This is a genomic window from Pedobacter vanadiisoli (genome assembly GCF_042684385.1).
In the GTDB taxonomy this organism is placed as follows: Bacteria; Bacteroidota; Bacteroidia; order Sphingobacteriales; family Sphingobacteriaceae; genus Pedobacter; species Pedobacter vanadiisoli.
In genome coordinates this window covers 562,848-585,039 of sequence record NZ_JBHULL010000008.1, presented here as the reverse complement: position 1 = coordinate 585,039, position 22,192 = coordinate 562,848, and the positions used below count along the sequence as shown (strand labels likewise).

At 39.7% G+C, this 22,192-nt stretch carries 19 protein-coding genes and 1 pseudogene; 7 read left to right on the top strand and 13 right to left on the bottom strand.

The annotated features are described in order from the left end of the window. A pseudogene (locus tag ACFSR6_RS11245) lies at positions 1 to 194 on the top strand (IS3 family transposase); the annotation flags it as partial. 171 nt (positions 195 to 365) lie between these two features. Here ACFSR6_RS11245 and ACFSR6_RS11240 read toward each other — a convergent pair. The 9 genes from ACFSR6_RS11240 to ACFSR6_RS11200 form a co-directional block, all read right to left on the bottom strand. Continuing rightward, positions 366 to 1,574 (bottom strand): MFS transporter, encoded by a 1,209-nt coding sequence (locus ACFSR6_RS11240; RefSeq protein WP_379078728.1) that lies wholly within the window; start codon positions 1,572 to 1,574, stop codon positions 366 to 368. 113 nt (positions 1,575 to 1,687) lie between these two features. Beyond that, positions 1,688 to 2,341, bottom strand: a complete 654-nt coding sequence (locus ACFSR6_RS11235) for a TenA family protein (protein WP_379078725.1) — start codon at positions 2,339 to 2,341, stop codon at positions 1,688 to 1,690. Next, complete coding sequence (thiD, locus tag ACFSR6_RS11230) at positions 2,338 to 3,156, bottom strand: bifunctional hydroxymethylpyrimidine kinase/phosphomethylpyrimidine kinase (RefSeq protein WP_379078722.1); 819 nt, start codon at positions 3,154 to 3,156, stop codon at positions 2,338 to 2,340. Before thiD ends, ACFSR6_RS11235 begins: the two co-directional genes overlap by 4 nt. A gap of 358 nt (positions 3,157 to 3,514) precedes the next feature. Continuing rightward, positions 3,515 to 5,062, bottom strand: a complete 1,548-nt coding sequence (locus tag ACFSR6_RS11225) for a choice-of-anchor I family protein (RefSeq protein ID WP_379078719.1) — start codon at positions 5,060 to 5,062, stop codon at positions 3,515 to 3,517. 343 nt (positions 5,063 to 5,405) lie between these two features. Further along, positions 5,406 to 6,812, bottom strand: a complete 1,407-nt coding sequence (gene lpdA, locus ACFSR6_RS11220; RefSeq protein WP_379078716.1) for a dihydrolipoyl dehydrogenase — start codon at positions 6,810 to 6,812, stop codon at positions 5,406 to 5,408. Positions 6,813 to 7,131: 319 nt separating this feature from the next. Continuing rightward, positions 7,132 to 7,488 (bottom strand): bleomycin resistance protein, encoded by a 357-nt coding sequence (locus ACFSR6_RS11215; protein ID WP_379078714.1) that lies wholly within the window; start codon positions 7,486 to 7,488, stop codon positions 7,132 to 7,134. Between the two features lie 42 nt (positions 7,489 to 7,530). After that, positions 7,531 to 8,142, bottom strand: a complete 612-nt coding sequence (locus ACFSR6_RS11210) for a DUF2306 domain-containing protein (RefSeq protein WP_379078711.1) — start codon at positions 8,140 to 8,142, stop codon at positions 7,531 to 7,533. A gap of 202 nt (positions 8,143 to 8,344) precedes the next feature. After that, on the bottom strand, positions 8,345 to 8,887 hold the full coding sequence (locus ACFSR6_RS11205; protein WP_379078708.1) for an outer membrane beta-barrel protein: 543 nt from the start codon (positions 8,885 to 8,887) through the stop codon (positions 8,345 to 8,347). 205 nt (positions 8,888 to 9,092) lie between these two features. After that, on the bottom strand, positions 9,093 to 9,548 hold the full coding sequence (locus ACFSR6_RS11200) for a hypothetical protein (RefSeq protein WP_379078705.1): 456 nt from the start codon (positions 9,546 to 9,548) through the stop codon (positions 9,093 to 9,095). A gap of 243 nt (positions 9,549 to 9,791) precedes the next feature. Between ACFSR6_RS11200 and ACFSR6_RS11195 the strand changes: the two genes are divergently transcribed. Further along, complete coding sequence (locus tag ACFSR6_RS11195; RefSeq protein WP_379078702.1) at positions 9,792 to 11,738, top strand: sensor histidine kinase; 1,947 nt, start codon at positions 9,792 to 9,794, stop codon at positions 11,736 to 11,738. A gap of 68 nt (positions 11,739 to 11,806) precedes the next feature. Here ACFSR6_RS11195 and ACFSR6_RS11190 read toward each other — a convergent pair whose 3' ends face one another. After that, a complete protein-coding gene (locus ACFSR6_RS11190) occupies positions 11,807 to 12,283 on the bottom strand; it encodes a hypothetical protein (RefSeq protein ID WP_379078699.1) in 477 nt (158 codons plus the stop codon). A gap of 195 nt (positions 12,284 to 12,478) precedes the next feature. Between ACFSR6_RS11190 and ACFSR6_RS11185 the strand changes: the two genes are divergently transcribed. Genes ACFSR6_RS11185 through ACFSR6_RS11175 form a run of 3 tightly spaced genes read left to right on the top strand, consistent with a single transcriptional unit; the run spans position 12,479 to position 15,102 of the window. Next, positions 12,479 to 13,957 carry an ATP-binding protein gene (locus ACFSR6_RS11185; protein WP_379078697.1) on the top strand — a complete coding sequence of 493 codons (1,479 nt, stop codon included), beginning with the start codon at positions 12,479 to 12,481 and terminating at the stop codon, positions 13,955 to 13,957. Next, complete coding sequence (locus ACFSR6_RS11180) at positions 13,929 to 14,480, top strand: sensor histidine kinase (RefSeq protein WP_379078694.1); 552 nt, start codon at positions 13,929 to 13,931, stop codon at positions 14,478 to 14,480. The genes ACFSR6_RS11185 and ACFSR6_RS11180 overlap by 29 nt, the downstream gene beginning before the upstream one ends. Beyond that, positions 14,467 to 15,102 carry a response regulator gene (locus ACFSR6_RS11175; RefSeq protein WP_379078691.1) on the top strand — a complete coding sequence of 212 codons (636 nt, stop codon included), beginning with the start codon at positions 14,467 to 14,469 and terminating at the stop codon, positions 15,100 to 15,102. The genes ACFSR6_RS11180 and ACFSR6_RS11175 overlap by 14 nt, the downstream gene beginning before the upstream one ends. A 2-nt stretch (positions 15,103 to 15,104) precedes the next feature. Here ACFSR6_RS11175 and ACFSR6_RS11170 read toward each other — a convergent pair whose 3' ends face one another. The 3 genes from ACFSR6_RS11170 to ACFSR6_RS11160 form a co-directional block, all read right to left on the bottom strand. Then, positions 15,105 to 15,770 (bottom strand): HAD family hydrolase, encoded by a 666-nt coding sequence (locus ACFSR6_RS11170; RefSeq protein ID WP_379078688.1) that lies wholly within the window; start codon positions 15,768 to 15,770, stop codon positions 15,105 to 15,107. A 25-nt stretch (positions 15,771 to 15,795) separates the two neighbouring features. Then, entirely contained in the window at positions 15,796 to 16,956 is a 1,161-nt protein-coding gene (locus ACFSR6_RS11165; RefSeq protein WP_379078685.1) for an esterase-like activity of phytase family protein, read from the bottom strand. A gap of 245 nt (positions 16,957 to 17,201) precedes the next feature. Then, positions 17,202 to 18,005, bottom strand: coding sequence for a DUF6515 family protein (locus ACFSR6_RS11160; protein ID WP_379078682.1), 804 nt, complete (start codon positions 18,003 to 18,005; stop codon positions 17,202 to 17,204). 257 nt (positions 18,006 to 18,262) lie between these two features. Here ACFSR6_RS11160 and ACFSR6_RS11155 point away from each other — a divergent pair, with 257 nt between their 5' ends. Together ACFSR6_RS11155 and ACFSR6_RS11150 are read left to right on the top strand one after the other, a co-directional pair. Beyond that, the gene (locus ACFSR6_RS11155; RefSeq protein WP_379078679.1) at positions 18,263 to 20,134 is read left to right on the top strand and encodes a CocE/NonD family hydrolase; all 1,872 of its coding nucleotides are present in this window, start codon (positions 18,263 to 18,265) and stop codon (positions 20,132 to 20,134) included. A 160-nt stretch (positions 20,135 to 20,294) separates the two neighbouring features. Then, positions 20,295 to 22,160: a CocE/NonD family hydrolase gene (locus ACFSR6_RS11150; RefSeq protein WP_379078676.1), complete on the top strand. Its 1,866-nt coding sequence runs from the start codon at positions 20,295 to 20,297 to the stop codon at positions 22,158 to 22,160. Positions 22,161 to 22,192 lie beyond the last annotated feature (32 nt).

The following is a 22,192-nucleotide window of genomic DNA, read 5'->3' as shown; positions in this document are numbered from 1 at the left end:
GATAATGCCATAATGGAAAACTTTTTTGGTACGCTAAAGTCTGAAATGTTCTACCGCAAAAAATACCTGTCGGTGGAGGAACTGAAGGGTGATGTTGATGAGTATATTAGTTATTATAACAATAAAAAAGGATAAGATTGAACTTAAATGGAATGAGCCCGGTTGAATACCGGGCACAAGTCTTAAATAATTAATAAGTTTGTCCAACTTTTTGGGGGCAGTCCAACGCTGCGGGCTATTCCGCTCAATCGTGTTTATGAACAAGGGTTTCTGCACCCTGCAAATCCTAAAAATGGAATGCTGTTTTGTACAGGTAGCACGCTCCAAATAACCAATATACTTTTTTAAAGGAATGAAAACCTAAACTAGTTTATCGCTTTTATTTTAGTGACCAAAAAAGTAATCAACAGGCCAAAAACGGATATAATTCCGAAAGAGTAACGTAAGCTCGATAATTGCGAAACATAGCCGATTAAAGGTGGCCCAAAAAGAAATGCAAAATAACCTATGCTGGAAACCATTGTTATTGCTTTACCGGCAGGCACTTTTTTATTGTTACCCGCAATACTGTAAACCATAGGTACAATACTGGAAACGCCTAAACCGATAAGCATAAAGCCCAAAATGGCAATAATAATATTCGGGAATATTACAGCCAATGCCATACCAACCGATATAATTGTTCCGCTGATCTGAAGGAGATTTTTCCGCCCGAATCTGCCGATCAGGTATACTCCCAAAAATCTTCCGCTCGCCATCATAAACATAAAAGAGGCATAACCGATAATTGCCTTGTTGTGTGGCAATTTCACAACATCTTCGAAATAAATAGCGCTCCAATCGAACATCGTGCCTTCAGTGGCCATACTGCAAAAAGCAATAATTCCCAATAGAACCAAAACCCCTTGAGGCATGGTAAAAAACTTTGTTTTTTCTACCTGAACTTCGGGTTTAGGGTTATGATCTAATAATTTTTTCGAGCTGATCGCTACATTTGTTAACGATATTAGGGCAATAATCCAAAAATGGGTATACATGCCCAATTTTAAATTAACCAAGCCCAGAGCAATTAAAGCCCCGGTTAAATTCCCAATGCTCCAGGCTCCATGGAACGAGCTCATAATCGGTTTGCCGTAATAATTTTCGCCTGCAACGCCCTGTGTATTTAAAGCAATATTACACAGGTTACCTGTAATACCAAACAGGACCAAAAAAGCGGCCAATTGCCAGCCTGCGGTAGCCAATGCCAAAAAAGTTAATGCAATTGCATAAAGTGGTGCAGTTGCCCTAAGCATTTTTTTACTGCCAAAATGGGTAGTTAGCTTTGCGGAGAAAAACATGGTGATGATCTGCCCTGCAGGTAATGCAAAAAGAATAGATCCTAACTCGGCATCGTTTAAGCCCATTGCAGCTTTGAAAGTAGGTATCCTGCTGGCCCAGCTTGCAAAACATACCCCTTGCATAAAATAAAAGGCTGATATGGCTAAACGCACTTGTTTTGGAGAATTTTGCACTGATACAGGCCTATTTTCTTGTTGAACTAAAATTTCCCTGTCTTGCGTACTTTCTTCCAAAATTGATATTGTTAAGTAATATATTGAGTTACAAAGTTCCTTAAATCTATTGGAAATACCGCCTATTTTTTTGATTTTATATCAAAAAAATTGCAGCAGTAAGGGTTAAAATATTAGATCTTCCATTTTTCCTGTTCGTAAGCGCTATCCCAAAACATCCATTCCAACCGTGTGGCCATTTCAAAAACAACTAACATTTTCTCCTGGGTTTCGGTATTAGCACGGGCTGCCAATTGATCGGTAATGGCAATCGCTTTTTCTACGGCGGCAGCAAATTCAGCACCGGCATACATGTCGATCCATCTTTTATAAGGGTTTTGATCGCCTGTTTGCTGTGAAAAAATATAATCGCCAACAGCTTTATAAATCCAGAAACAGGGCAAAACAGCTGCCGCGGCAACCTCAATACTGGCATAAGCGGCCTGGTTAAGAATATAATTGGTATATAATAACGTTGAAGGCGTTGGGGCCACCTTATTGGGCAAACCAAATTCTACAAAATAACTTTCATGTAATCCCTGTTCAGCAAAAATTGCACCTGTAGAAAACCCGGCGTAAGCCAGCACCAGTTCGGCATTTTGCATGCGGCCGCTAATGATGCTTAAAGTCCGTCCAAATTCCAACAGGTAATAAGCGTCCTGTGCTAAATAAAAAATAAATTTTTCTTTGGGCAAAGTACCATTGCTCAGCTCACCATTAAACGGCATGGTTAAAATTTGATTATAAATAGGTTTAACCCTTTCCCATGCCTGCCTGCTCCATTTCATTTTACAATTAATTTTAGGGGGTTAAAAAAATGATTTAACGGGCCATTTCCCTGCCCTGTTTTTACCTTACTGCCTGCTTCCAGGGCACTGCTGATGTATTGCCTGGCATGTTTAATGGCGGGTAAAAGAGCCTGGCCTTTTGCCATTCCGGCTGCTATTGCCGATGATAAGGTACAGCCCGTACCGTGTAGATTTTTAGAGTTGATAAAGTTGCTTTCCAATATCACAGGGCTATCTTTTCCATTAATAAGAACATCATAAATAATCGGTCCCATCAAATGCCCGCCCTTTACCAGAACAGCTTTTGCGCCTTTTGCGATAATTTTCTTCCCTGCCGCAATCATATCATCGAGGGTATTGATCTCTTGTCCTGAAAGGATTATGGCTTCATCAATATTCGGGGTAACCAGACTTACTATCGGAAACAGCCTTTCGATCAACTGGTTAACGGTGCCGTGTTCGATTAAGCGGTGACCGCTTGTAGCAACCATTACAGGATCTAAAATAACAGGAACATGTTGACCATATGCTTTTAACTCCTTTTCGACAACCTCTACCACTTCGGCACTGTTGATCATTCCGATTTTAATGGCCACCGGCAATATATCTTCCAGCACGGCCTGGAGCTGATCTTTGATAATTGTTACCGGAATACCATGCACTGACCTCACTCCCATGGTATTCTGTGCGGTTACTGCAGTAATGACCGAAGTACCAAAGCAACCCAGTGCTGAAAATGTTTTTAAATCGGCCTGAATGCCTGCTCCACCTCCACTATCAGAGCCGGCTATGGTTAAAACATTAATATAATTCATAAAAAAAGACTTCTTTTTGTATATAACTTCAGGAGTCTTCAAATGCAGAATGCATGATATGCAGCTTGTGCAGATAAACTAATTTTCCTACGCCGGCATTATCCGGATCAGGTCCATTCGCGGTTGATGGCTGGAGGGTTTTAAGGCTGAAGGAATTGCCCTCTACCTTTTTACCTTCTACCTTTAACCTCAAAAAGGGTATATTCTCAGCCAACGATTTGAAGGCACCCCTAAAGTTTTATTTTGTACCGCAATATAGGGCTTAGTTTTTATTCTTTGTTTACAGAAATAAATTATATGCAAAAAAGCCCCGATGTAAAACCGGGGCCTAAAATATCTTCATTAACAGGAGCGTCGATTATATTTTATCGGGCTGATAAAAACGAACAGTTCCATCTGCTTCATTTGATACAATTAATAAACTTCTTCCGTTAGGGCTGTCTTTCGGTTTAACAAACAAAAGACCTTCTGGAGCATCGCCGGTTGAGAATAACTGAACAAATGTTGGGGCTGCCGGATTGGTAACATTGTAAATGGCAATGGCATCTGCACGTTCCATGCCTATGAAAGCCAAGGTTTGTCCATTTACCTGTGCTACAGTTACACTTTCTACCTCTACACCTTTATTATCTGAGCGGTCATCGTCATATTTACCGGCATCTATTACGTGTTGTTCTAAATCTTTACCGATGTTAGCAACCAAAGCCCCGGTATTTGCATTAAGGATACTAACACTTCTTCCGCCGGTTGAGTATAACTCCTGATATACTTTAGTGTTACCTACCAGGGTAAAACCAGCAGTATTGGTTACTGTGAGCCTGCCCAAATTAGCGTCTAACTGTAAAGTTGCAGCATTCGGAAATTTAACCGGATCTAACATCAGGTCTTTTACACGTACTTCTTCCTTCGATTCTTTCGGGCTATAATCCTGTCGGGTATCCCCCTCATTAGCTAAAGCCAGGTAAGCAGTACCGCCGGCAGTAAAATACGAGATTGCATCGGGCAGGTAATAGGCTTTAATAGGCCAGGTCCCCAGCACTTTTTTATTGTCTTTATCACTTACATCGAAGGCATTTTCGGCCAAACTGATGTCTCTGGTACCCAACGGTGTAATTTTGGTAATGGTTCCGGCAACAACATCAATTTCGGCAACACCATTGTTTTCCTGAAGCGTAACATAGGCTTTTTTAGAATCGCTGCTTACGGTAATGTATTCGGGTTCAATATCCTGCGCAAAACTTGCGTTATAGCCATAAATTCTGAAACCACCTGCAAGCAAGGCAGCTTTTTGCGATTCGAAAGCTGAGAAATCTACTGTTTTAACTGAATAATTATCTTTGACATTGATAATTGAAATACTCCCTTTAGGATCAACGGTATAAGCCAGATTTGGTTCACCTTCATTGGCAGATAAAATATAATTTCCATCCGGGCTAAATGTTACCATATCGGGCATGGCACCCACGGTAATCTTTTTAACTTCTGATAAGTCTGAGGTTTTTAATACTACAACATCGCCATTTCCCTGCTTATCGGCACCATCTAAAGCAATTGCCAATAAACCGTTACTAACTGCTACACTGTTAATACCAGCGTTGGCTGCAAAGGTTAAGGTTTGCAATTTTGTAACAGTTGGATATTTGCTCATGTCTACCACATCAACTTTGGTTCCTCCATCGTTACTCACCACAAATAATCTTTTCGTTAACGGATCGTATGCAGAAATTTCTGAAGCAAATTCTCCTCCCAAATCAATTGAAGCAGTTTCTTTAAAACTGTCGATTTTTTCGGGAACAACCACCTCAGTTGGCGGATCTATTATCGGTTCGTCGGTTGGGTTTTTCTTACAGGCAGCAAATGCCAATGATGCCATCAGGATTGCACCAAATAGTTTTTTACAGTTCATGGTTGTTTATTATCTGAACCGCAAAAATAAATTTGTATCACGCTGTTTTTCAAGCAGTGTAGGTTATCATTTGGTTAAGGAATTGTGAAGAAAGACTAAAGCGAAACCTTTAATCATCCGAGAACAATGCACAACATTATCCATTCACCAACTTCATTACAAAGCATCGTCATCTCAACCGGAACGTAGTGGAGCGCCTGCCCGTACAGGTGGGGAGAGATCTACCTCAAGAGACGGATAAGAAATTAAACAAAAAATCCCGGTATAAATACCAGGATTTTTATATAATCATTAAACAGATACTGAAACAAGTTCAGTATGACGCTGTGATTAACAGCTATATTTAAATGTGTATTGCGCGGTTATCAGTTGCAGCAAGAGCAGCCTCTTTTAACGCTTCGGTATAAGTTGGGTGCGCATGGCAGGTACGTGCAATATCTTCAGCAGATGCACGGAATTCCATTGCGATAACGGCTTCGGCAATCATATCAGCCGCACGCGGACCGATCATATGTACACCTAAAACTTCGTCAGTAGCGGCATCTGCCAAAACTTTAATGAAACCATCGGTATCCATACTGGCTTTCGCACGTCCGCTGGCTTTGAACGGGAATGAACCTGCTTTGTATTTAATACCTTTTTCTTTTAACTGTTCCTCAGTTAAACCAACCGAAGCTACTTCTGGCCAGGTATAAACCACACCTGGGATCAGGTTATAATTGATATGCGGTTTTTGTCCGGCAATGGTTTCAGCTACATAAGTACCTTCATCTTCAGCTTTGTGGGCTAACATCGCACCTTTAATAACGTCGCCTATCGCATACACACCTTTAACTGAAGTTTCCAGATGTTCATTTACCGGGATTTTTTTGCCTCTTTCTTCAACCGTGATGCCGATTTTATCTAAGCCTAAACCTTCTGTATAAGCTGTACGGCCTACAGCAACGATACAATAATCAGCTTCCAAAGAAATGGATTCACCTTTAGGTGTATCAGCAGTAACGGTTACGGTTTTGCCTTTAGTGGTAGCACCGGTAACTTTGTGTCCCATGTAAAACTCCATGCCTAAGGTTTTCTTTAACACGCGTTGAAGTTCTTTACCTAAACCGGCATCCATTGTACCGATAATTGAAGGCAAAAATTCAACTACCGAAACTTTGGTACCTAAACGGGCATAAACGGAACCCAACTCTAAACCAATAACACCGCCACCAATTACAACCATGCTTTTAGGCACCTCTTTTAGGGTTAAAGCCTCAGTTGAGGTAATGATGCGTTTTTTATCGATTGGTAAAAACGGTAAGGCAGTTGGTTTCGAACCAGTAGCTATAATTACATTTTTAGCCGATAAGGTTTCGGTAGTTCCATCAGCTTTGGTTACCAGTATGGTATTTTTATCTACAAAAGAACCTACACCTTCGTAAGAATCGATTTTATTTTTCTTGAACAAATAGGTGATACCGGCTGTATTTTGAGCAACAACATCGTCTTTACGGGCGATCATCTGCTTCATATCAACCTTTAAATCTTTTAAGTTGATACCATGGGTAGTAAAAGTATGAGCAGCATTGTGGTAGTGCTCTGAAGAATCTAACAAAGCCTTAGATGGAATACAACCTACGTTTAAGCAGGTACCCCCAAAAGTTTTATATTTTTCTACAACTGCAGTTTTTAAACCTAACTGAGCACAACGGATTGCGCCTACATAACCGCCCGGCCCTGAACCGATAACAACGACATCGTATTGCATAATTTCTTGATAATTTTAATTAGCCAAATGTAGGGAAAAAAGGCGGAAAGCTGAAAGCGAATTGGCCAATTGTCAATCGCCGACCGCTTCATTGTCAAGGGCTGACGGTCAAATACTAGTTGGTCAGAAGTTGGCAATCCACGGTCCGAATCGGGTTGACCGGTTCAATAAATTAAATGAACAACAATCCAATAATAATATTCAATGAATCAATGGCCAATTGGCAGCCGGTAATGCCTGATGAACCAATGCCTAATGAGCTAAATGACAGGCGAACCAATGGCTGGTGAACTAATGACTAATGAACCAATAAACCAGCCTAAACGCGCTGTCCGAAGGTAAGTAAGTTACTGTCAGGGTCGAGCATGGAAAATTCTTTTTGCCCCCAGGGTTTTATCTGCAGGTGCCCATGTGGATGTATTCCACCTTTAATGTCTGACATCATTTTATAAAGTGTTTCTATCTCATTTGTTCGGATATAGACCTGTCCGTAGTTTTCTTTCGGATCGAGTGTTTCGAATAAAAAAAAGTGAATCTGAACATTATCTTTTTGCAGTATCAGATAATCTTTAAAATCGGCAGCTCCAATATCCCTAAAGCCTAGTTTATTCACATAAAAATCTCTGGTGATTCCTTTATCACGCATTGGAAGTTTTGGGTTGATTTCTGTCAGCATCGCCTAAACTAATTTATTCCGGAAACGGGAACGTTAATACCATTACTCATTGACAGCCTTTTTTCTTGTTAATAAATAGGCAACAAGCAAATTTGGAACCCAGGATAACCATGCAACAACCAGGTAAGCCTTTGAAAAATTGCCATACAACATGGTCAAAATTGGTAACCAAATTCTTAAGGTAACTGCAGCAAAACAAGCTGCATAACTATAAACCATTGCTTTTTGATGTTTTTCAATTTCTCCGCGTTTAATGTATAAATACGCCTTTAAGGTGGTGTAAAACCAAATGATGCCCAGACATATAAAACCTGTAGAAGAAATGAGCCCACCTGTTGCAAAAAAGCCAATGTAAATACCCGCTAAGGCACTAAGCAGTACGGCTATAACATAAACTTTACCCAGTTTCCGGTGTAATGCCATGCGCCTGTTTCTCATTTTTGGACTAAATTGCGTCCAGCCGGTCAATAAAGCGATTCCGCCGAAAATGATATGTGTATAAAAACCAATGTTCCAGAAAGTGTTGGCCAACAACTCAACTGACTTTGAATTTAACAATCCGAATTTCCTATCTACCAAAAAGTAAATAATTGGGTAAAGCCCAATCAGCGTTGCTAAAATTGCGAATAAAACCCATAATCCTTTTTTTACCATAATAGATTTCAATTGCTTTCTACTAATCTAGTTAATTTTCAAGAACTAATTTATAATCAGGTGTTGTGGATAGAAAAATATCCTGCTAATAAAAAGGCTGGTATTTCTACCAGCCCCTATCACAAACAAACATTGAAGAGCTATTTCTATATTGCTGCCTGCTTCGGCAGCTTTTAAGAATTGGTAAAGGCAATTATGTATGTTAAAGTTTGAACGCTACCCCAACATTTAATAATGAGAGGCTCTGATAGCCCAACTCGGAGTAAATAGCGGTACTGGATCCCAGGTAGTATTTACCGCCGGCAAAAAGCCCAAAACCCAGGCCGCTTGAGGTACCCGAAATATTGCTTTGGTTATCGCTGATACTTACCGTAACATAACCAAGACTGGCCCCGCCATAAAGATCGAATTTAGGATCAATTTTAAGCAGCTCGTTAAAATGGTAAGAACCCCTTGCACCTATATAAATGGCACTTTCTTTAAATGTATAATTATAGCCATCATATTTAGCGCTTGCATACGATACCTGTCCGCCAACACTGATGGCATCCGTTACGCCCCTTTCGTAGCTGATGGATGGATTAACCGGTAAAGATGAGCTATAACCCGATCCAAAAAACGGACTGCCAATACCCACACCAATATTAAACAGGTTATTGCCTTTGCTAAATGAGGATTTAGACTGAGCGTTAGCTATCGTTACGGAAAGGATAAATAAAGCAATAAATAGTAGTTGTTTTTTCATTTTTAATTTATTAATTCTATTTAAGTGGTTTAAACCACCACACATTAAAAAATTAATTGGGGCATAGCGCCACACCCCAATTAACTGAGTGCATTTTTAGATTCGAAAGATTTACAAAAAAATAATCGGCAGGTAAAATTCCGGTGCTAAAGTTGCACCTGTTTCAAGAATTTGGTTTGTAGTTACCAGCTAACCTGAGTATTTTTTAATAATTATAAGATTGGGTAAAAGTATCGGTTGTAAATGTTTTATTCACTGAAGCAGCGGGTACACCATTAACTACCGGATCAACATTTATTGAAAAGGTGTGTCCGGTTGTACCACTATAGCCACTCAGTACGAAACTCATTTGATATATAGGTAATACTGATTCTACTACCACACCACCTGATTTTGTTAATTGTGCCCTGGTAAGTTCAACACTGTATTGATTATTTTGTTGTACTCCATCTACTTTTATAACCGTTTTTACCTTGTCATCAATTGGTGAGCCACCAAACTCCACTGAAATCCTGTCGTCGGCCAGCAATCCCGAAGATTTAACCGTAAACTTATAGGTTTTGGTGGGTACCTGAGGTACGTCATCGCCAGATTTCTTACACCCGCCCAAAACCACTATGCCTGCTATCAAAAGGCATATCATTAAACTCATTTTTTTCATTAGATATTTGTTTTTTTTCCATAGGCCTACTCTTTACTCGCAGTTTTCGGCATCCCTGATTATCAATTATCAAAGTTACCACCAATAAATAGGGCACATATAGCTACAAATCGCCGTTTTTTTATATAGCTATAAATAGCTATACGTTGTGTGTTTTTTAGCATAATTTAGATCGTACTATATTATTACAGTGTTAATGCATCTGTGCTTTTTCTTTTTTAACAAGAAACCAATGTTATATTAATGGGAAGGTTATCAATATTCTGTTTATTATTCTTTAGTTACCAAACTACGTTTGCCCAGCTTCTTGAAACCGATAAGCGTTACCCTGATAGTTTACAATATGTGGTCAAACATGCAGGTACAGATAGTTTAAAGGCTATAGCCAATTTCGCCTTATCCCGGCATTGGGGTAAACAGCGAGATGATAAAAAAGCAAATGATTACCTAGCCGAAGGGAGAAAAAAAAGTAAAAACTCGCGTTACCTGTATGCTTTATACCTATATTCTGCTGGTATAAATTCGGCATACCAGGATAAGGGGGCAGCAGTTGCCAAAAATTTTTTATTAAAGGCAGATAGTATTTTTGCCTATACCAAAACCAAAGAATGCAATCTTTTGAGGGCAAAACTCTGGAACAATTATTCAATTCTTTTATCGAGGGAAAACAAACAACAACAATCAATAGATATTTTATTAAATAAGGTAATTCCTTTGGCAAGGGCATCTGGCGATGTAGCGATGGAAGGTGTGGCCTACCATGCTGTTGCCGTTTTTATGGACCTGGTAGCACAAAGCGAAAAAGCATCAGTTTATTTCAAAAAAAGTATCACTATACTGGAAAACATTAAAACCGACACGGTACGCCTGGCCAGGGCTTACAACAACAGTGCAAGAAACAGCATGGTAAGGAATAAGTTTAAAGAAGCCGGGGCGACAATTGAAAAAGCCAGATTATTATTTAAAAACCATACCAATATCCCTTCTTACGTATATTTCTGCGGGTTTGAAAGTTATTATTTATTAATGCTGAAACAATACGGCAAATCACTAAAAGCATTAAATAAAGGATTAGAAACCGCTACAAGACTAAAACTTACTAAAGAACGGAACGACCTGCTGATCCAAAAGTATAACATTCTTAATGCACAACAGAACTATGAAGAAGGTAAAAATGTTATTCTGGAAATCATAAAAAGTGATAGCAACACGTATATCGAAAATAAGGCTACCCACTATAAACAAGCTTCTGAATCTTACGAATTGCTCGAAAATTTACCTGAGGCTTTTAAGTGGTTAAAAAAATATACTCTTTTGAGAGACAGTGCCAATAACATCAGGCTAAAAGAAGAAGTAAATGCGCTGGAGATCAAATTCAAGGCTGCCGAAAATCAGAAAAAAATTGCTGACCTGAATCTGGCCAATCAGAAAGCCAATTTATCCGCTAAGAATAGTCGCCTGTTAAATTGGTTGCTGAGCGTAGTAAGCCTCTTGGTTTTATCTGTATCCATTTTTGCCGTTTATTATTATTACAACCAGAAAAAACTCGCAACACAGCGGGAAGAAATCAGGTTAAGCAATGCTATGCTCCAGGGCCAGGAAACCGAACGTTACCGTGTAGCCAGGGATCTGCACGATGGTTTGGGAAATTTGCTTACCGTAATAAAATTTAACCTCGGACAACTGGTAAAAGAAAAACCAGCTGCAGAACTTAATGAAATTGCCTATCAGCTGGATCACTCTATAAGCGAACTGCGACGTATTGCACACGACATGATACCCGAAATGCTCCTCAATATTGGTTTGGAAGCCGCGCTTAAAGATCTCTGCGAATCACTTACATCCGATAACCTGGAAATTGATTGCCAGCTCATTAAGATTAAAAATACCATTCCGCAACAAATACAGGTATCCATTTACCGCATAATACAGGAACTCCTAACCAATGTAGTAAAACATGCGCAGGCCCGGAACGTATTATTACAATGTACCCAGCAAAAAAATATATTTTTTATTACCCTCGAGGATGACGGTAGAGGATTTGATACGAACCAGCAAAAGGAAAAAGCAGGAATCGGCCTTAATAATATAAAAAGCCGTGTGGCTTACTTAAACGGAAAAATGGAAATTGTATCCCATACTGATCAACCAGGTACTTCAATTAATATTGAACTCAATGTTAAAGCTTAAAACAGTATTCGTTATACAGTAAATTTTGGATGCTGCCTAAGTCCGACTTCCGGCAATAAAATATTACCCTATTTTTTTATGATAATGGAGATCTGTCCGTCTTCCATTCCTGAAATATTCTTTTCGGCGAATACTGTAGGGTTTGTTTTTTGAAGCGCTTTTAACAGGTCATCACTGGTACCACTATGTTGCAGGCTAATGCTGGAACCACCGGTACTGAATTTCGTTTTTGCGCTGATTACCCCCTTTGTATTTTCTGCTTTTTCTGCAATACTTTTTAGGGTAGCGAAATCGGCACCACTAATGTTTACAATGGTTTGTGTTTCTACAACCGCAACGGCACTCGTATTATCTTTCTTTTTACCGAAAAAATTACTAATTAAACCACCTGTTTTTCCGGCTTTATCAGCAGTGGCGCCCGCCTTATCTACCTTCTCACTTACCTTGTCAATTTTACCCAATAAGCGATCAACAGCACCCTGTGCGTTTGCATTTACCAAGCCCAACAACAGAAAGGCCAAGCATAAAATTCCAATCTTTTTCATTATATTTATTTTCCTGATAAGCCTACTCTATATCAACAGTTTTCGGCATCCCTGGTCATCCCTAATCAAATTTAATTTCAATTAAGCACCATAACTATAGCTACAACTAACCTTTTTTTTATATGGCTATAAATAGCTATTTAATGTCTTTTTTTTAACCTAATTTCGGTCATCCCTTAAAATTGAATTGTGGTGATGGCTTCCGCTCGTTTCTTCCATACCACATACAGCGGATTAATGTTTCAGTATGAGCAGATGAGGAAGTTATTGGTATTTTTTTTATTGATGTTCTGCCGGTGTTTGATTGCATTTCCACAAACACCTGTAGTGAGCAAACAATATCCTGATAGTTTATTGCAGGTAGTAAAAAAATCGCCTTCTGATAGCTTAAAGGCCAGGGCCTGTTTTAAATTAACCCTTTACTGGCGCGATAGGGACCAGGTAAAATCTAAACTGTACCTCGATCAATCTTATAAATTTGCAGCCAAATATCCTTATTTAAAAGCCATTTATTACCATTATCTGGCAGCCTACTATTACCCCACCAATACCTCTAAAAGTGAAGCCAATTACCTGATCGCGGACCGGGAATTAGCTCATTTTAAAACCAAAGAATCTTACTTTATCAGGGCTAAGGGATGGGGAAATTATGCTAACCTGCAGGGACACAAAGGCAACGACCTTTTAATGGTGGATATCCTGTTGCAGAAAAGTATCCCACTGATCAAAAAATCGGGCGAAGATGAGTTTCTAGCTAAATACTATAACGATCTGGGATTGATATTCAGCAACCAGCAACAGTATGATAAATCAGAAAAATACTTTCTTCTGGCCATATCAATTTATAAGAAACTAAAGCTATGGGATATTACCCATTTGTGCGATGCCTACTTAAATGCTGGTAAAAACTACCTGTTAACCAATAAAACAGACCTAGCCAAACAGGCACTTGACAAGGCAAAAAAAATCCTTCCCAAGTGTCCCGACAGCTTAACTTATGCAGATTATTACCTGGTAGAAGGGCAATATTTTAGAAATAAGAAAAAACTTAATGAAAGTCTCGAAAGCATTAATAAAGGGCTTATCATTGCGAAACAGATAGAAGACCCTTACGAAGAAGAGCTTCTGAATGCTCAAAAATATAAAACATTGATGGCACTGGGAGAATACCATAAGGCTGCAATTATTATAAATTCAATATTAAAAAGTCCGGAGGTAAAATTTTCACCTGATAGTTTAACCTATTACAAAGATTTATCGGCTATATACCACAAACTGGGTGAAAGTAAAAGCGCTTACAACCTGCTTAAAAAATACACGATATTAAATGACAGCTTAAAGAAGCTTGATATCCTGCGTAAAATAAACCAGTTGGAAATAAAATTTAAAACTGCCGAAAATCAGAAAAAAATCGCTGAACTGAACACAGCAAACCAGGAAGCAAATCTATCTGCAAAAAACAGCCGACTGCTAAATTGGTTATTGGGCGTAATCAGCCTCTTAATTTTGTCGATGTTTATTTTTGGCATCAATTACTACTACAACCAAAAAAAAATCAGTATACAGCGAGATGAAATCCGGATCAGTAATGCCATGATCCAGGGGCAGGAGATAGAACGTTACCGGGTAGCCAGAGACCTTCACGATGGTTTGGGCAATACTGGCCGTGGTTAAATTTAACCTGTGGCAATTCGCCAAAGAAAAACCCGATACAGAACTCGATGAAGTGATCAGTCAGTTAGACCACTCGGTAAACGAACTGCGGCGTATTTCGCATGATATGATGCCAGAAATGCTTTTCAATATTAGTTTAGAGGCTGCACTAAAAGATCTTTGCGAATCGCTCATGTCTGACGAACTCGAAATAGATTGTCAGTTTATCAATATCGAAAGTACCATCCCGCAACAAACACAGGTATCTATTTACCGCATTATACAGGAGCTGCTTACCAATGTGGTGAAACATGCAGAGGCAAAAAATGTATTTTTGCAATGCACACAGAACAAAAATATTTTCTTTATTACGCTCGAAGACGATGGCAAGGGCTTTAATATCGACCAGCAAAATGTAAAAGCCGGAATGGGCTTAAATAATATTAAAAGCCGGGTAGCTTATTTAAATGGAAAAATAGAAATCGGTACCCGGATCAATCAACCAGGTACTTCAATTAATATAGAATTAAATGTTAAAGCCTAAACCAACACTCGTTCTTGCTGATGACCATCCTATTATTATAGAGGGGTTAACCAAGTTATTGGGCAAAAACGAAGGATTTGAAATTATAGCCAGCTTTACCAATGGGCAGGATCTTCTTACTTATATTAAAAAAAATCCAGTGAACATTACCCTCATCGATATTATCCTGCCCGATATTAATGGCATGATACTGTGCAAGGAAATCAAAAGAATAGCACCTGATACCATTGTTATTGCTTTAAGTAACCACCGGGAAAGGAGCGCCATTAGCAAGATGCTGGAGAACGGGGCAAATGGTTATATCCTTAAAGATGCATCGATAGATGAAATTGGCAACTGCATAAACGAGGCCCTTGAGGGTAAGATTACTTTTAGCAAGGGAGTTACAGATGTGATATCAAAATCGCCTGCAAAAACAAAATGGGGCTTTGTAAAACTCACCTCAAGGGAAAGCGAAATCCTGAAACTGGTAGCACAGGGCTTAACCGCTTCAAAAATTGCCGAAATACTTTTTTTGAGCAAATTTACGGTTGATAATCATAAGAAAAACCTGTTGCAAAAACTTCACGCCAAAAATATTGCCGAACTCATTAGCAATGCCACCGGTCAGGGTTTACTTTAATATCAGATCAATTCTTTTTGCAGCATAAATTCTTTCGCATTCGCAAAACTGAGGAACAGCTCATCGGCCACTTTAAGCTTTTGGTGCGCACGCACATTACTCTGGATAGCATAACAGGTTAGGCCTGCAGCCATGGCAGATTTAACACCATTTAAGGTATCCTCAAAAACGATACATTCGTCTTTTTGCACGCCTAAGCGCTCTACACACAGGTTATAACTTTCCGGGTCCGGTTTTGATTTACTTACATCTGTCCGGGTAATGAATAAACTGAAATATTTAGCCAAACCATTTCGCTCAAAAACAGCTTCCACATCTATTTTAGGACTGGCTGTAACCACTGCAAGCGTAAGTCCTTTTTCATAAGCAAACTGCACAAATTCCAGGGCAAAGGGCATTAGCTGAATATCGGTTGTCCTAAAACCATCAAAGGTTATTTTTTCCCTTCTATTGATAAAGCTTTCTAAATCTTCATCAATTTTATATCGGTCTATAATCGTTTTTGCATTTTTGGGGAGGGGGATCCCTGCATAATTGCTTAGCCAATCTTTAAATTCAATGTTAACATGATATGGGCTTAAAAACGTATTCCAACAATCGAAATGAAATTTCTCTGAATCAATTAATGTACCGTCTAAATCGAAAAGCAGGGCTTTTATTTTACTCATTTATGGATTTTAAATTGGAATGATGTTATGGGATGATCTCGAAAAGAAAAAACTGCTGTACCTGCGATTTTCCAAAATTATTGTCTACACAGAATATCAGGGAATGGTGTCCGTTCGCAAGTTTGGGGCCAAATGTTACCCCTTCAAAATTATCGATATGCCTGTTTAGCGTATCAAAATCGAAAAGCAGTTTCTTGGTTAAAGGTTTTGGAGGGTTTTTCATGAACGATGTATTGTTCATCTCGTTTTCGGCACCATGCAGATCAACCAGGTAAAGTTTTAGAAAAGTATGGTCATCATGCCCTTTTGCCCAGGCCCTTTCCATCACCAAAAGGGTATGATTGTTAATTGCCAGTATCTCTGAAATGCCGTTTACATTCCAGTCATTGTCTACAGTAGGTTTTACAGGTAAAGCATCAAGATTATAGGCATATTGTGCCGTATTCTTTTTAGTAGCCACATCGAACTTTAAAATCCGGGTTAAAGCCTTATCATAGCCAAAAGAAGATTGCGGGCCATCCTGGTATAAAGGTTCTTCTAAACTGGCATATAACGTTTTATAATGATCGGCATAGGTTAAGCCCTCAAACAACGCATTTTTACGTGCGCCGCTTTCTGTTTTTGTAAAATGAAAGCCTGCAGGTAATGGTATGGTATCCAAAAACTTCCCACCTGTAGAAATAAAAGTTAAACTGGGCTGAACAATGGTCGTATCGCCATTTTTAAACAACCGTTCGCCTTCGCTGCTCCAAATTAATTGTTTGGTAACCGGATTATAACGGACAGACTCGCCATCTGGCTTCACGCTTTTATCCGTGCCATATTTGGGATATTGTTTTCCGTTTTCCTGTAAAAGATAGGTAACACCAGTTATACGGATCGTATCAATTTTATTCTCTTTGAGCGTTAGCTGTGCTGTGTAAATCCTCGCCGGGCTAAACTGAGACGGATCATCACTGATCAGGTAATATTGATTATGGACGGCATCATAATCAATCCCCGATAAACCCCCAACCACCGAATTTTCGAAAACCTGGTTTAACGGCATAATATACTCGTGGAGAAATTTAACCGACGAAATACTGGTTTCATTCTGCCTAACCGCCACCTGTTTTGTTACAGAGCATGACGATAGCAGAACCGCAAAAAAAGCATAAACAAAAAAGAGCTGCGATATGGGTTTCAAATCGGAATGTTTAGGATGTAAAAATATGGATTTTTGGTTGCCTGCAATACGTCACCATGAATTTATTTCAGGGTCTCCCCGCTAACAATACACCAGTGCGAGATTTTTCTGTGGTGTTGGATGTTTCCATCCGACACTCTTTAATAAAACCTGTTGTTTTCTCCGGATCAACCATTGTTTGGCATAAAACAAGAACAGCCAGATGTGGTACCATCTGGCTGCACAATAAGCGTATATAACCCTGCTTAAAACAACTTACCGATTACACGGTAAATAATGTTTGTTCCATCTACTATTTCTTCGTAATAAACATCATCTGGCGAAACAAAATATTTTTCGTTTTTAATGGTTACTTCCCTGCATCCTTCTGGTAATTGATTAATAATATCGCCTATATTATGTGTGTCGGCTGTACCATCACCTGTATTTAAAACACCATCTTTACCGGCAACCACATATACCGTTTTGCCATCGGCATTTTCTTTTTGGGTATAATAAACGCCTTTATATTCATAATAATCTACGCCGTTAATGGTTACCCTGTTGGCATCTGACGGTAAATTCGGAACTTCGGCACCAACCGGTGGGGTTACCACTTCGTACTGATCGTTGTTTTGTTGATAGAATAGCCCGCCAGAATAGTAAAATTGGCTCGGACCATACCAAAAAGGATAATAACCATAAGGCAGCACGTTGATCCTGAAACCTAAAAACGGTCTGTAAAAATTGTAATAACTATAGTATGGCCTGTAATATGGTCTGCTAAAGCCTACGCGATATCCATAACCCGGCCTAAAAAATCCTGATCGGTAAGCCGGTCTGCTATATCCGTAGCTTGATCTCCCTGGTCGGAAACCCTGCGAAAAACTACTTCTACCAGGTGATATATGTGCCATAGAGCCGCTACCTCTTGATGAACCGATGGAACCTGATCTTCCGCCACCTCCGCCTCTTCCGCCTCTTTGTGCAGAAACATGCTCAATACTCAAGGTTGTTATCATTGCTGCTGCAGCAAAAACAACCAATCCTCTTTTTAATAACCTATTCATTTTTTTGTGTTTAATTCCATTATCAATATGACGGTTAAAATTCTTAAAAGATTATCTCTTAACAAGATTTAACTAAATTTTTATAAAGCAATGACAAAGAGCGCGTTATTTAAATAAAATTAGCTTTCAGGACTTTTCCATCATCTATCCCACCTCTTCCATCTTATCTGTTACTAACAAACCTTTTACGGGCTGTTTTTTCAGAATCGTATACGAATCTGCTATATTTAAATTTTATTCCTAAAAACTAAACTTAAATGAACTTTCCCAGAATTTTCAGCCTCTTAATCTGTTTGTTTATTTCAAATGAATTGCTTGCCCAGCAGAATGATTCGGCATATGTTAGAGAAAATTACACCAAAATAGAACGCCAGATTCCCATGCGCGATGGGGTAAAATTATTCACCTCCATTTATATACCCAAAAATCAATCCAAAAAATACCCTTTTTTAATTAACCGTACACCTTACACGGTTGCTCCTTATGGTGAAGATAAATATAAGCTGAGCCTGGGTAATTTTCCGGCGATGATGCGCGAGGGATTTATTTTTGTTTATCAGGATGTTCGCGGCCGTTGGATGAGTGAAGGAACCTTTGCCGATATCCGTCCGCAGGTTACAGATAAAAAATCTAAAACGGCAATTGATGAAAGTACCGATACCTACGATACCATCGACTGGCTGGTTAAAAATATAAAGGGCAATAATGGTAACGCCGGTATTTATGGCATTTCTTATCCGGGTTTTTACTCCACTACCTCATTGCCCAATGCCCACCCGGCGCTCAAAGCGGTTTCGCCACAAGCACCCGTTACCGATTGGTTTGTAGGCGATGATTTTCATCATCGCGGCACCTTATTTTTAATGGATGCCTTTAGTTTTATGAGCAGTTTTGGCGTTCCGCGCCCAAAACCCATCACCCCCGATAAAGGGCCTAAAGGTTTTAAGTTCCCTATTCAGGATAATTACCGTTTTTACCTGGAAGCCGGATCAGTTAAAAATTTAAAAGACAGCTATTTTGCTGACAGCATTAAATTTTGGAACGATTTGTTTAGACACCCTAATCTCGATACTTTCTGGAAAGCCCGTTTAATCACTCCGCATTTAACCAATGTTAAGCCTGCAGTTATGGTTGTAGGCGGTTTCTTCGATGCCGAAGATGCCTATGGAACCTTTGCCACTTATAAAGCCATTGAAAAACAAAATCCCAATGCCAATAATATCCTCGTGGCAGGACCATGGTTTCATGGTGGCTGGGTACGCAGCGATGGGTCTTACCTTGGCGATATTAGTTTTGGCAAAACCACCAGTATCGATTATCAGCAACAATACGAACTGCCTTTCTTTAAACATTACTTAAAAGGCGAAGGCGATTTTAATCCTGCCGAAGCCAATATCTTTGTAACCGGAAGCAATGAATGGAAAAAATTCAGCACCTGGCCACCACAGGAAACAGAAACTAAAAACCTGTATTTACACCCCAATGGCAAGCTGGAATTCGAAAAAGTAGGCCGTACCGATAGCTGGGATGAATATGTGAGCGATCCGAATAACCCGGTACCTTATCAGGATGGCGTGCAGGCTAAACGTACCCGCGAGTATATGATAGACGATCAGCGATTTGCAGCCCGCAGGCCCGATGTAAAAACTTACCAGACCGGCGTATTGATGGAAGATATTACCTTAACCGGGCCTGTTCTGGCTAACCTGGTTGTTTCTACTACCGGAACAGATGCCGATTACGTGGTTAAACTGATTGATGTTTACCCTGAAGATGCTCCTAACCCCGTACCAAACCCAAAAAACCTGATTATGGGAGGTTACGAGATGCTGGTACGTGGCGAAATTATGAGGGGCAAGTACCGCAACAGTTTCGAAAAGCCCGAGCCTTTTGTGCCGAGAGCCATCACCAAGGTAAACTATCCTTTGCCTGATGTGGCCCACACCTTTAAAAAAGGGCACAGGATCATGATCCAGATTCAGAACTCATGGTTTCCTCTGGCCGATCGCAACCCACAAAAGTTTATGGATATTTACCAGGCAGAACCCGGCGATTTCCAGAAAGCGACCCATAAAATTTACCATGATACCTTTAACAGTTCGTTTATTACAGTTTCGGTCTTGAAATAATAAATGCCCCCGGTTCGTGCCAGCACGAACCGGAAAGATAAGATCGGACTCAAATAAATAATTTAAATACTAACTTTAATCTAAAAAAAATAAACATAACAACCGCCATGGTTCGTTTCTCCGCGAACCAAAAGCAGGCTAACTTACTTATTCTTAAAAAATGAAATACTTTAAACTCTTTATCATCCTGCTTTCAGGATATTCTGCCTTTGCCCAAAGCGACGCAAATTATCCAAAAGCCAATTATACCAAAAAGGAAGTTTACATTCCCATGCGCGATGGGGTTAAGCTTTTCACGGCTATTTACACCCCTAAAGACGCCTCCAGGAATAAAAAATATCCCATGATTATGCAGCGTACCTGTTACAGCGTGGCTCCTTATGGCGAAGATAAATTCCCTGCACGTTTAGGCCCGTCAGAGCTGATGATGAAAGAAGGTTATATTGTTGTTTACCAGGATGTACGCGGTCGCTGGAAAAGCGAAGGCACCTGGACTAACATGACACCTGTAATCGACAATAAAAAAACCAAAAAAGATGTAGATGAAGGCTCAGATACCTACGACACCATCGATTGGCTGGTAAAAAATGTAGCCAACAATAACGGCAAGGTTGGCCAGTGGGGAATTTCTTATCCCGGTTTTTATACCGCAGCAGGCATTTTAAGTAACCACCCTGCTTTAAAAGCTTCTTCACCACAGGCACCGATTTCTGATTTCTTTTTTGATGATTTCCACCACAATGGTTCTTTTTTACAAAGTTACTTTTTCACCTTCCCGGTATTTGGTGTACAGAAAACCGACACAACTGCTAAGCCGTGGTACAACAACCAAATCATTAATCCTAAAACCAAAGATGGATACCAATTTGCTTTAGACCTTGGCCCTTTAACCAATGCCGACAAATATTATAAAGACAATTTTTTCTGGCAGGAAACTGTAAATCACCCCAATTACGATGAGTTTTGGCAAAAACGTGGCCTGCTAAAGCACTATAATACTGTTAAACCTGCTGTAATGGTAGTTGGTGGCTGGTACGATGCCGAAGATTTATCTGGTCCGTTGAACATTTATAAAACCATCGAAAAGAAAAATCCAAGTGCCTACAACACCATTGTTATGGGACCTTTTGGCCACGGGAGATGGAGCCGTGAAACCGGTCATACGATGCACAGTAATGTGTATTTCGGCGACAGCATTGCTACATTCTACCAAAAAAATATCGAAGCCAAATTCTTTAATCATTTTTTAAAAGGCAATGGCGACCCAAATTCTGGCTTACCTGAAGCTTACATGTTCGATACCGGTAAAAAAGAATGGGAAACTTTTAGCAAATGGCCTGCTGAAAAAGCCAGCAAACAAAAACTATATTTAGGTGCCGATGGTAAACTGAGCATGACTGCTCCGACCACCGCAGGCTCGGTTAATTACATCAGCGACCCGCTAAAACCAGTTCCCTATACTGAAGATTTAACTACTACAATTGGTTTTACACCACATAACTACATGAGCGAAGATCAGCGTTTTGCTGGCCGCCGCCCTGATGTTCTGGTTTTCCAAACCGATGTATTGGACAACGACATCACTTTAGGAGGCGAAATCATGTCGCACCTTAAAATTGCATCTACAGGTACTGATGCCGATTTCATCGTAAAGCTAATTGATGTATACCCTGCCGATGAACCGAACAACCCATATATGCCGAATAAAAACATCATTTTAAGCAACTACTGGCAAATGGTACGTTCGGAGGTAATGCCGGCACGTTTCCGTAACAGTTTCGAAAAACCTGAGGCTTTGGTAGCCAACCAAAAAACGGATGTAAATTTCAGATTGCAGGATGTATTGCACACCTTTAAAAAAGGGCACCGCATCATGATTCAGGTACAAAGCACCGCCTTCCCATTGTTTGCGCGCAACCCACAAAAATTTGTAGATAACCCATATAAAGCAACCGAAGCAGATTACATTAAAGCCACGCAAACCGTTTTTAACGATAGCTTTATCGAAGTTGATGTCATTAAATAAATGCCTGCCCGCGTTTCTAAATGCGGGCATAA

What these genes read in the sequence shown, in the direction of transcription:
- ACFSR6_RS11235 (WP_379078725.1), bottom strand. Translation starts at nt 2,341, where the DNA reads ATGAAATGGAGCAGGCAGGCATGGGAAAGGGTTAAACCTATTTATAAT.
- ACFSR6_RS11210 (WP_379078711.1), bottom strand. Translation starts at nt 8,142, where the DNA reads ATGGTAAAAAAAGGATTATGGGTTTTATTCGCAATTTTAGCAACGCTG.
- ACFSR6_RS11155 (WP_379078679.1), top strand. Translation starts at nt 18,263, where the DNA reads ATGAACTTTCCCAGAATTTTCAGCCTCTTAATCTGTTTGTTTATTTCA.
- ACFSR6_RS11205 (WP_379078708.1), bottom strand. Translation starts at nt 8,887, where the DNA reads ATGAAAAAACAACTACTATTTATTGCTTTATTTATCCTTTCCGTAACG.
- ACFSR6_RS11200 (WP_379078705.1), bottom strand. Translation starts at nt 9,548, where the DNA reads ATGAAAAAAATGAGTTTAATGATATGCCTTTTGATAGCAGGCATAGTG.
- thiD (WP_379078722.1), bottom strand. Translation starts at nt 3,156, where the DNA reads ATGAATTATATTAATGTTTTAACCATAGCCGGCTCTGATAGTGGAGGT.
- ACFSR6_RS11160 (WP_379078682.1), bottom strand. Translation starts at nt 18,005, where the DNA reads ATGAATAGGTTATTAAAAAGAGGATTGGTTGTTTTTGCTGCAGCAGCA.
- ACFSR6_RS11185 (WP_379078697.1), top strand. Translation starts at nt 12,479, where the DNA reads ATGGCTTCCGCTCGTTTCTTCCATACCACATACAGCGGATTAATGTTT.
- ACFSR6_RS11225 (WP_379078719.1), bottom strand. Translation starts at nt 5,062, where the DNA reads ATGAACTGTAAAAAACTATTTGGTGCAATCCTGATGGCATCATTGGCA.
- ACFSR6_RS11215 (WP_379078714.1), bottom strand. Translation starts at nt 7,488, where the DNA reads ATGCTGACAGAAATCAACCCAAAACTTCCAATGCGTGATAAAGGAATC.
- ACFSR6_RS11170 (WP_379078688.1), bottom strand. Translation starts at nt 15,770, where the DNA reads ATGAGTAAAATAAAAGCCCTGCTTTTCGATTTAGACGGTACATTAATT.
- lpdA (WP_379078716.1), bottom strand. Translation starts at nt 6,812, where the DNA reads ATGCAATACGATGTCGTTGTTATCGGTTCAGGGCCGGGCGGTTATGTA.
- ACFSR6_RS11195 (WP_379078702.1), top strand. Translation starts at nt 9,792, where the DNA reads ATGGGAAGGTTATCAATATTCTGTTTATTATTCTTTAGTTACCAAACT.
- ACFSR6_RS11180 (WP_379078694.1), top strand. Translation starts at nt 13,929, where the DNA reads ATGGTTTGGGCAATACTGGCCGTGGTTAAATTTAACCTGTGGCAATTC.
- ACFSR6_RS11150 (WP_379078676.1), top strand. Translation starts at nt 20,295, where the DNA reads ATGAAATACTTTAAACTCTTTATCATCCTGCTTTCAGGATATTCTGCC.
- ACFSR6_RS11190 (WP_379078699.1), bottom strand. Translation starts at nt 12,283, where the DNA reads ATGAAAAAGATTGGAATTTTATGCTTGGCCTTTCTGTTGTTGGGCTTG.
- ACFSR6_RS11175 (WP_379078691.1), top strand. Translation starts at nt 14,467, where the DNA reads ATGTTAAAGCCTAAACCAACACTCGTTCTTGCTGATGACCATCCTATT.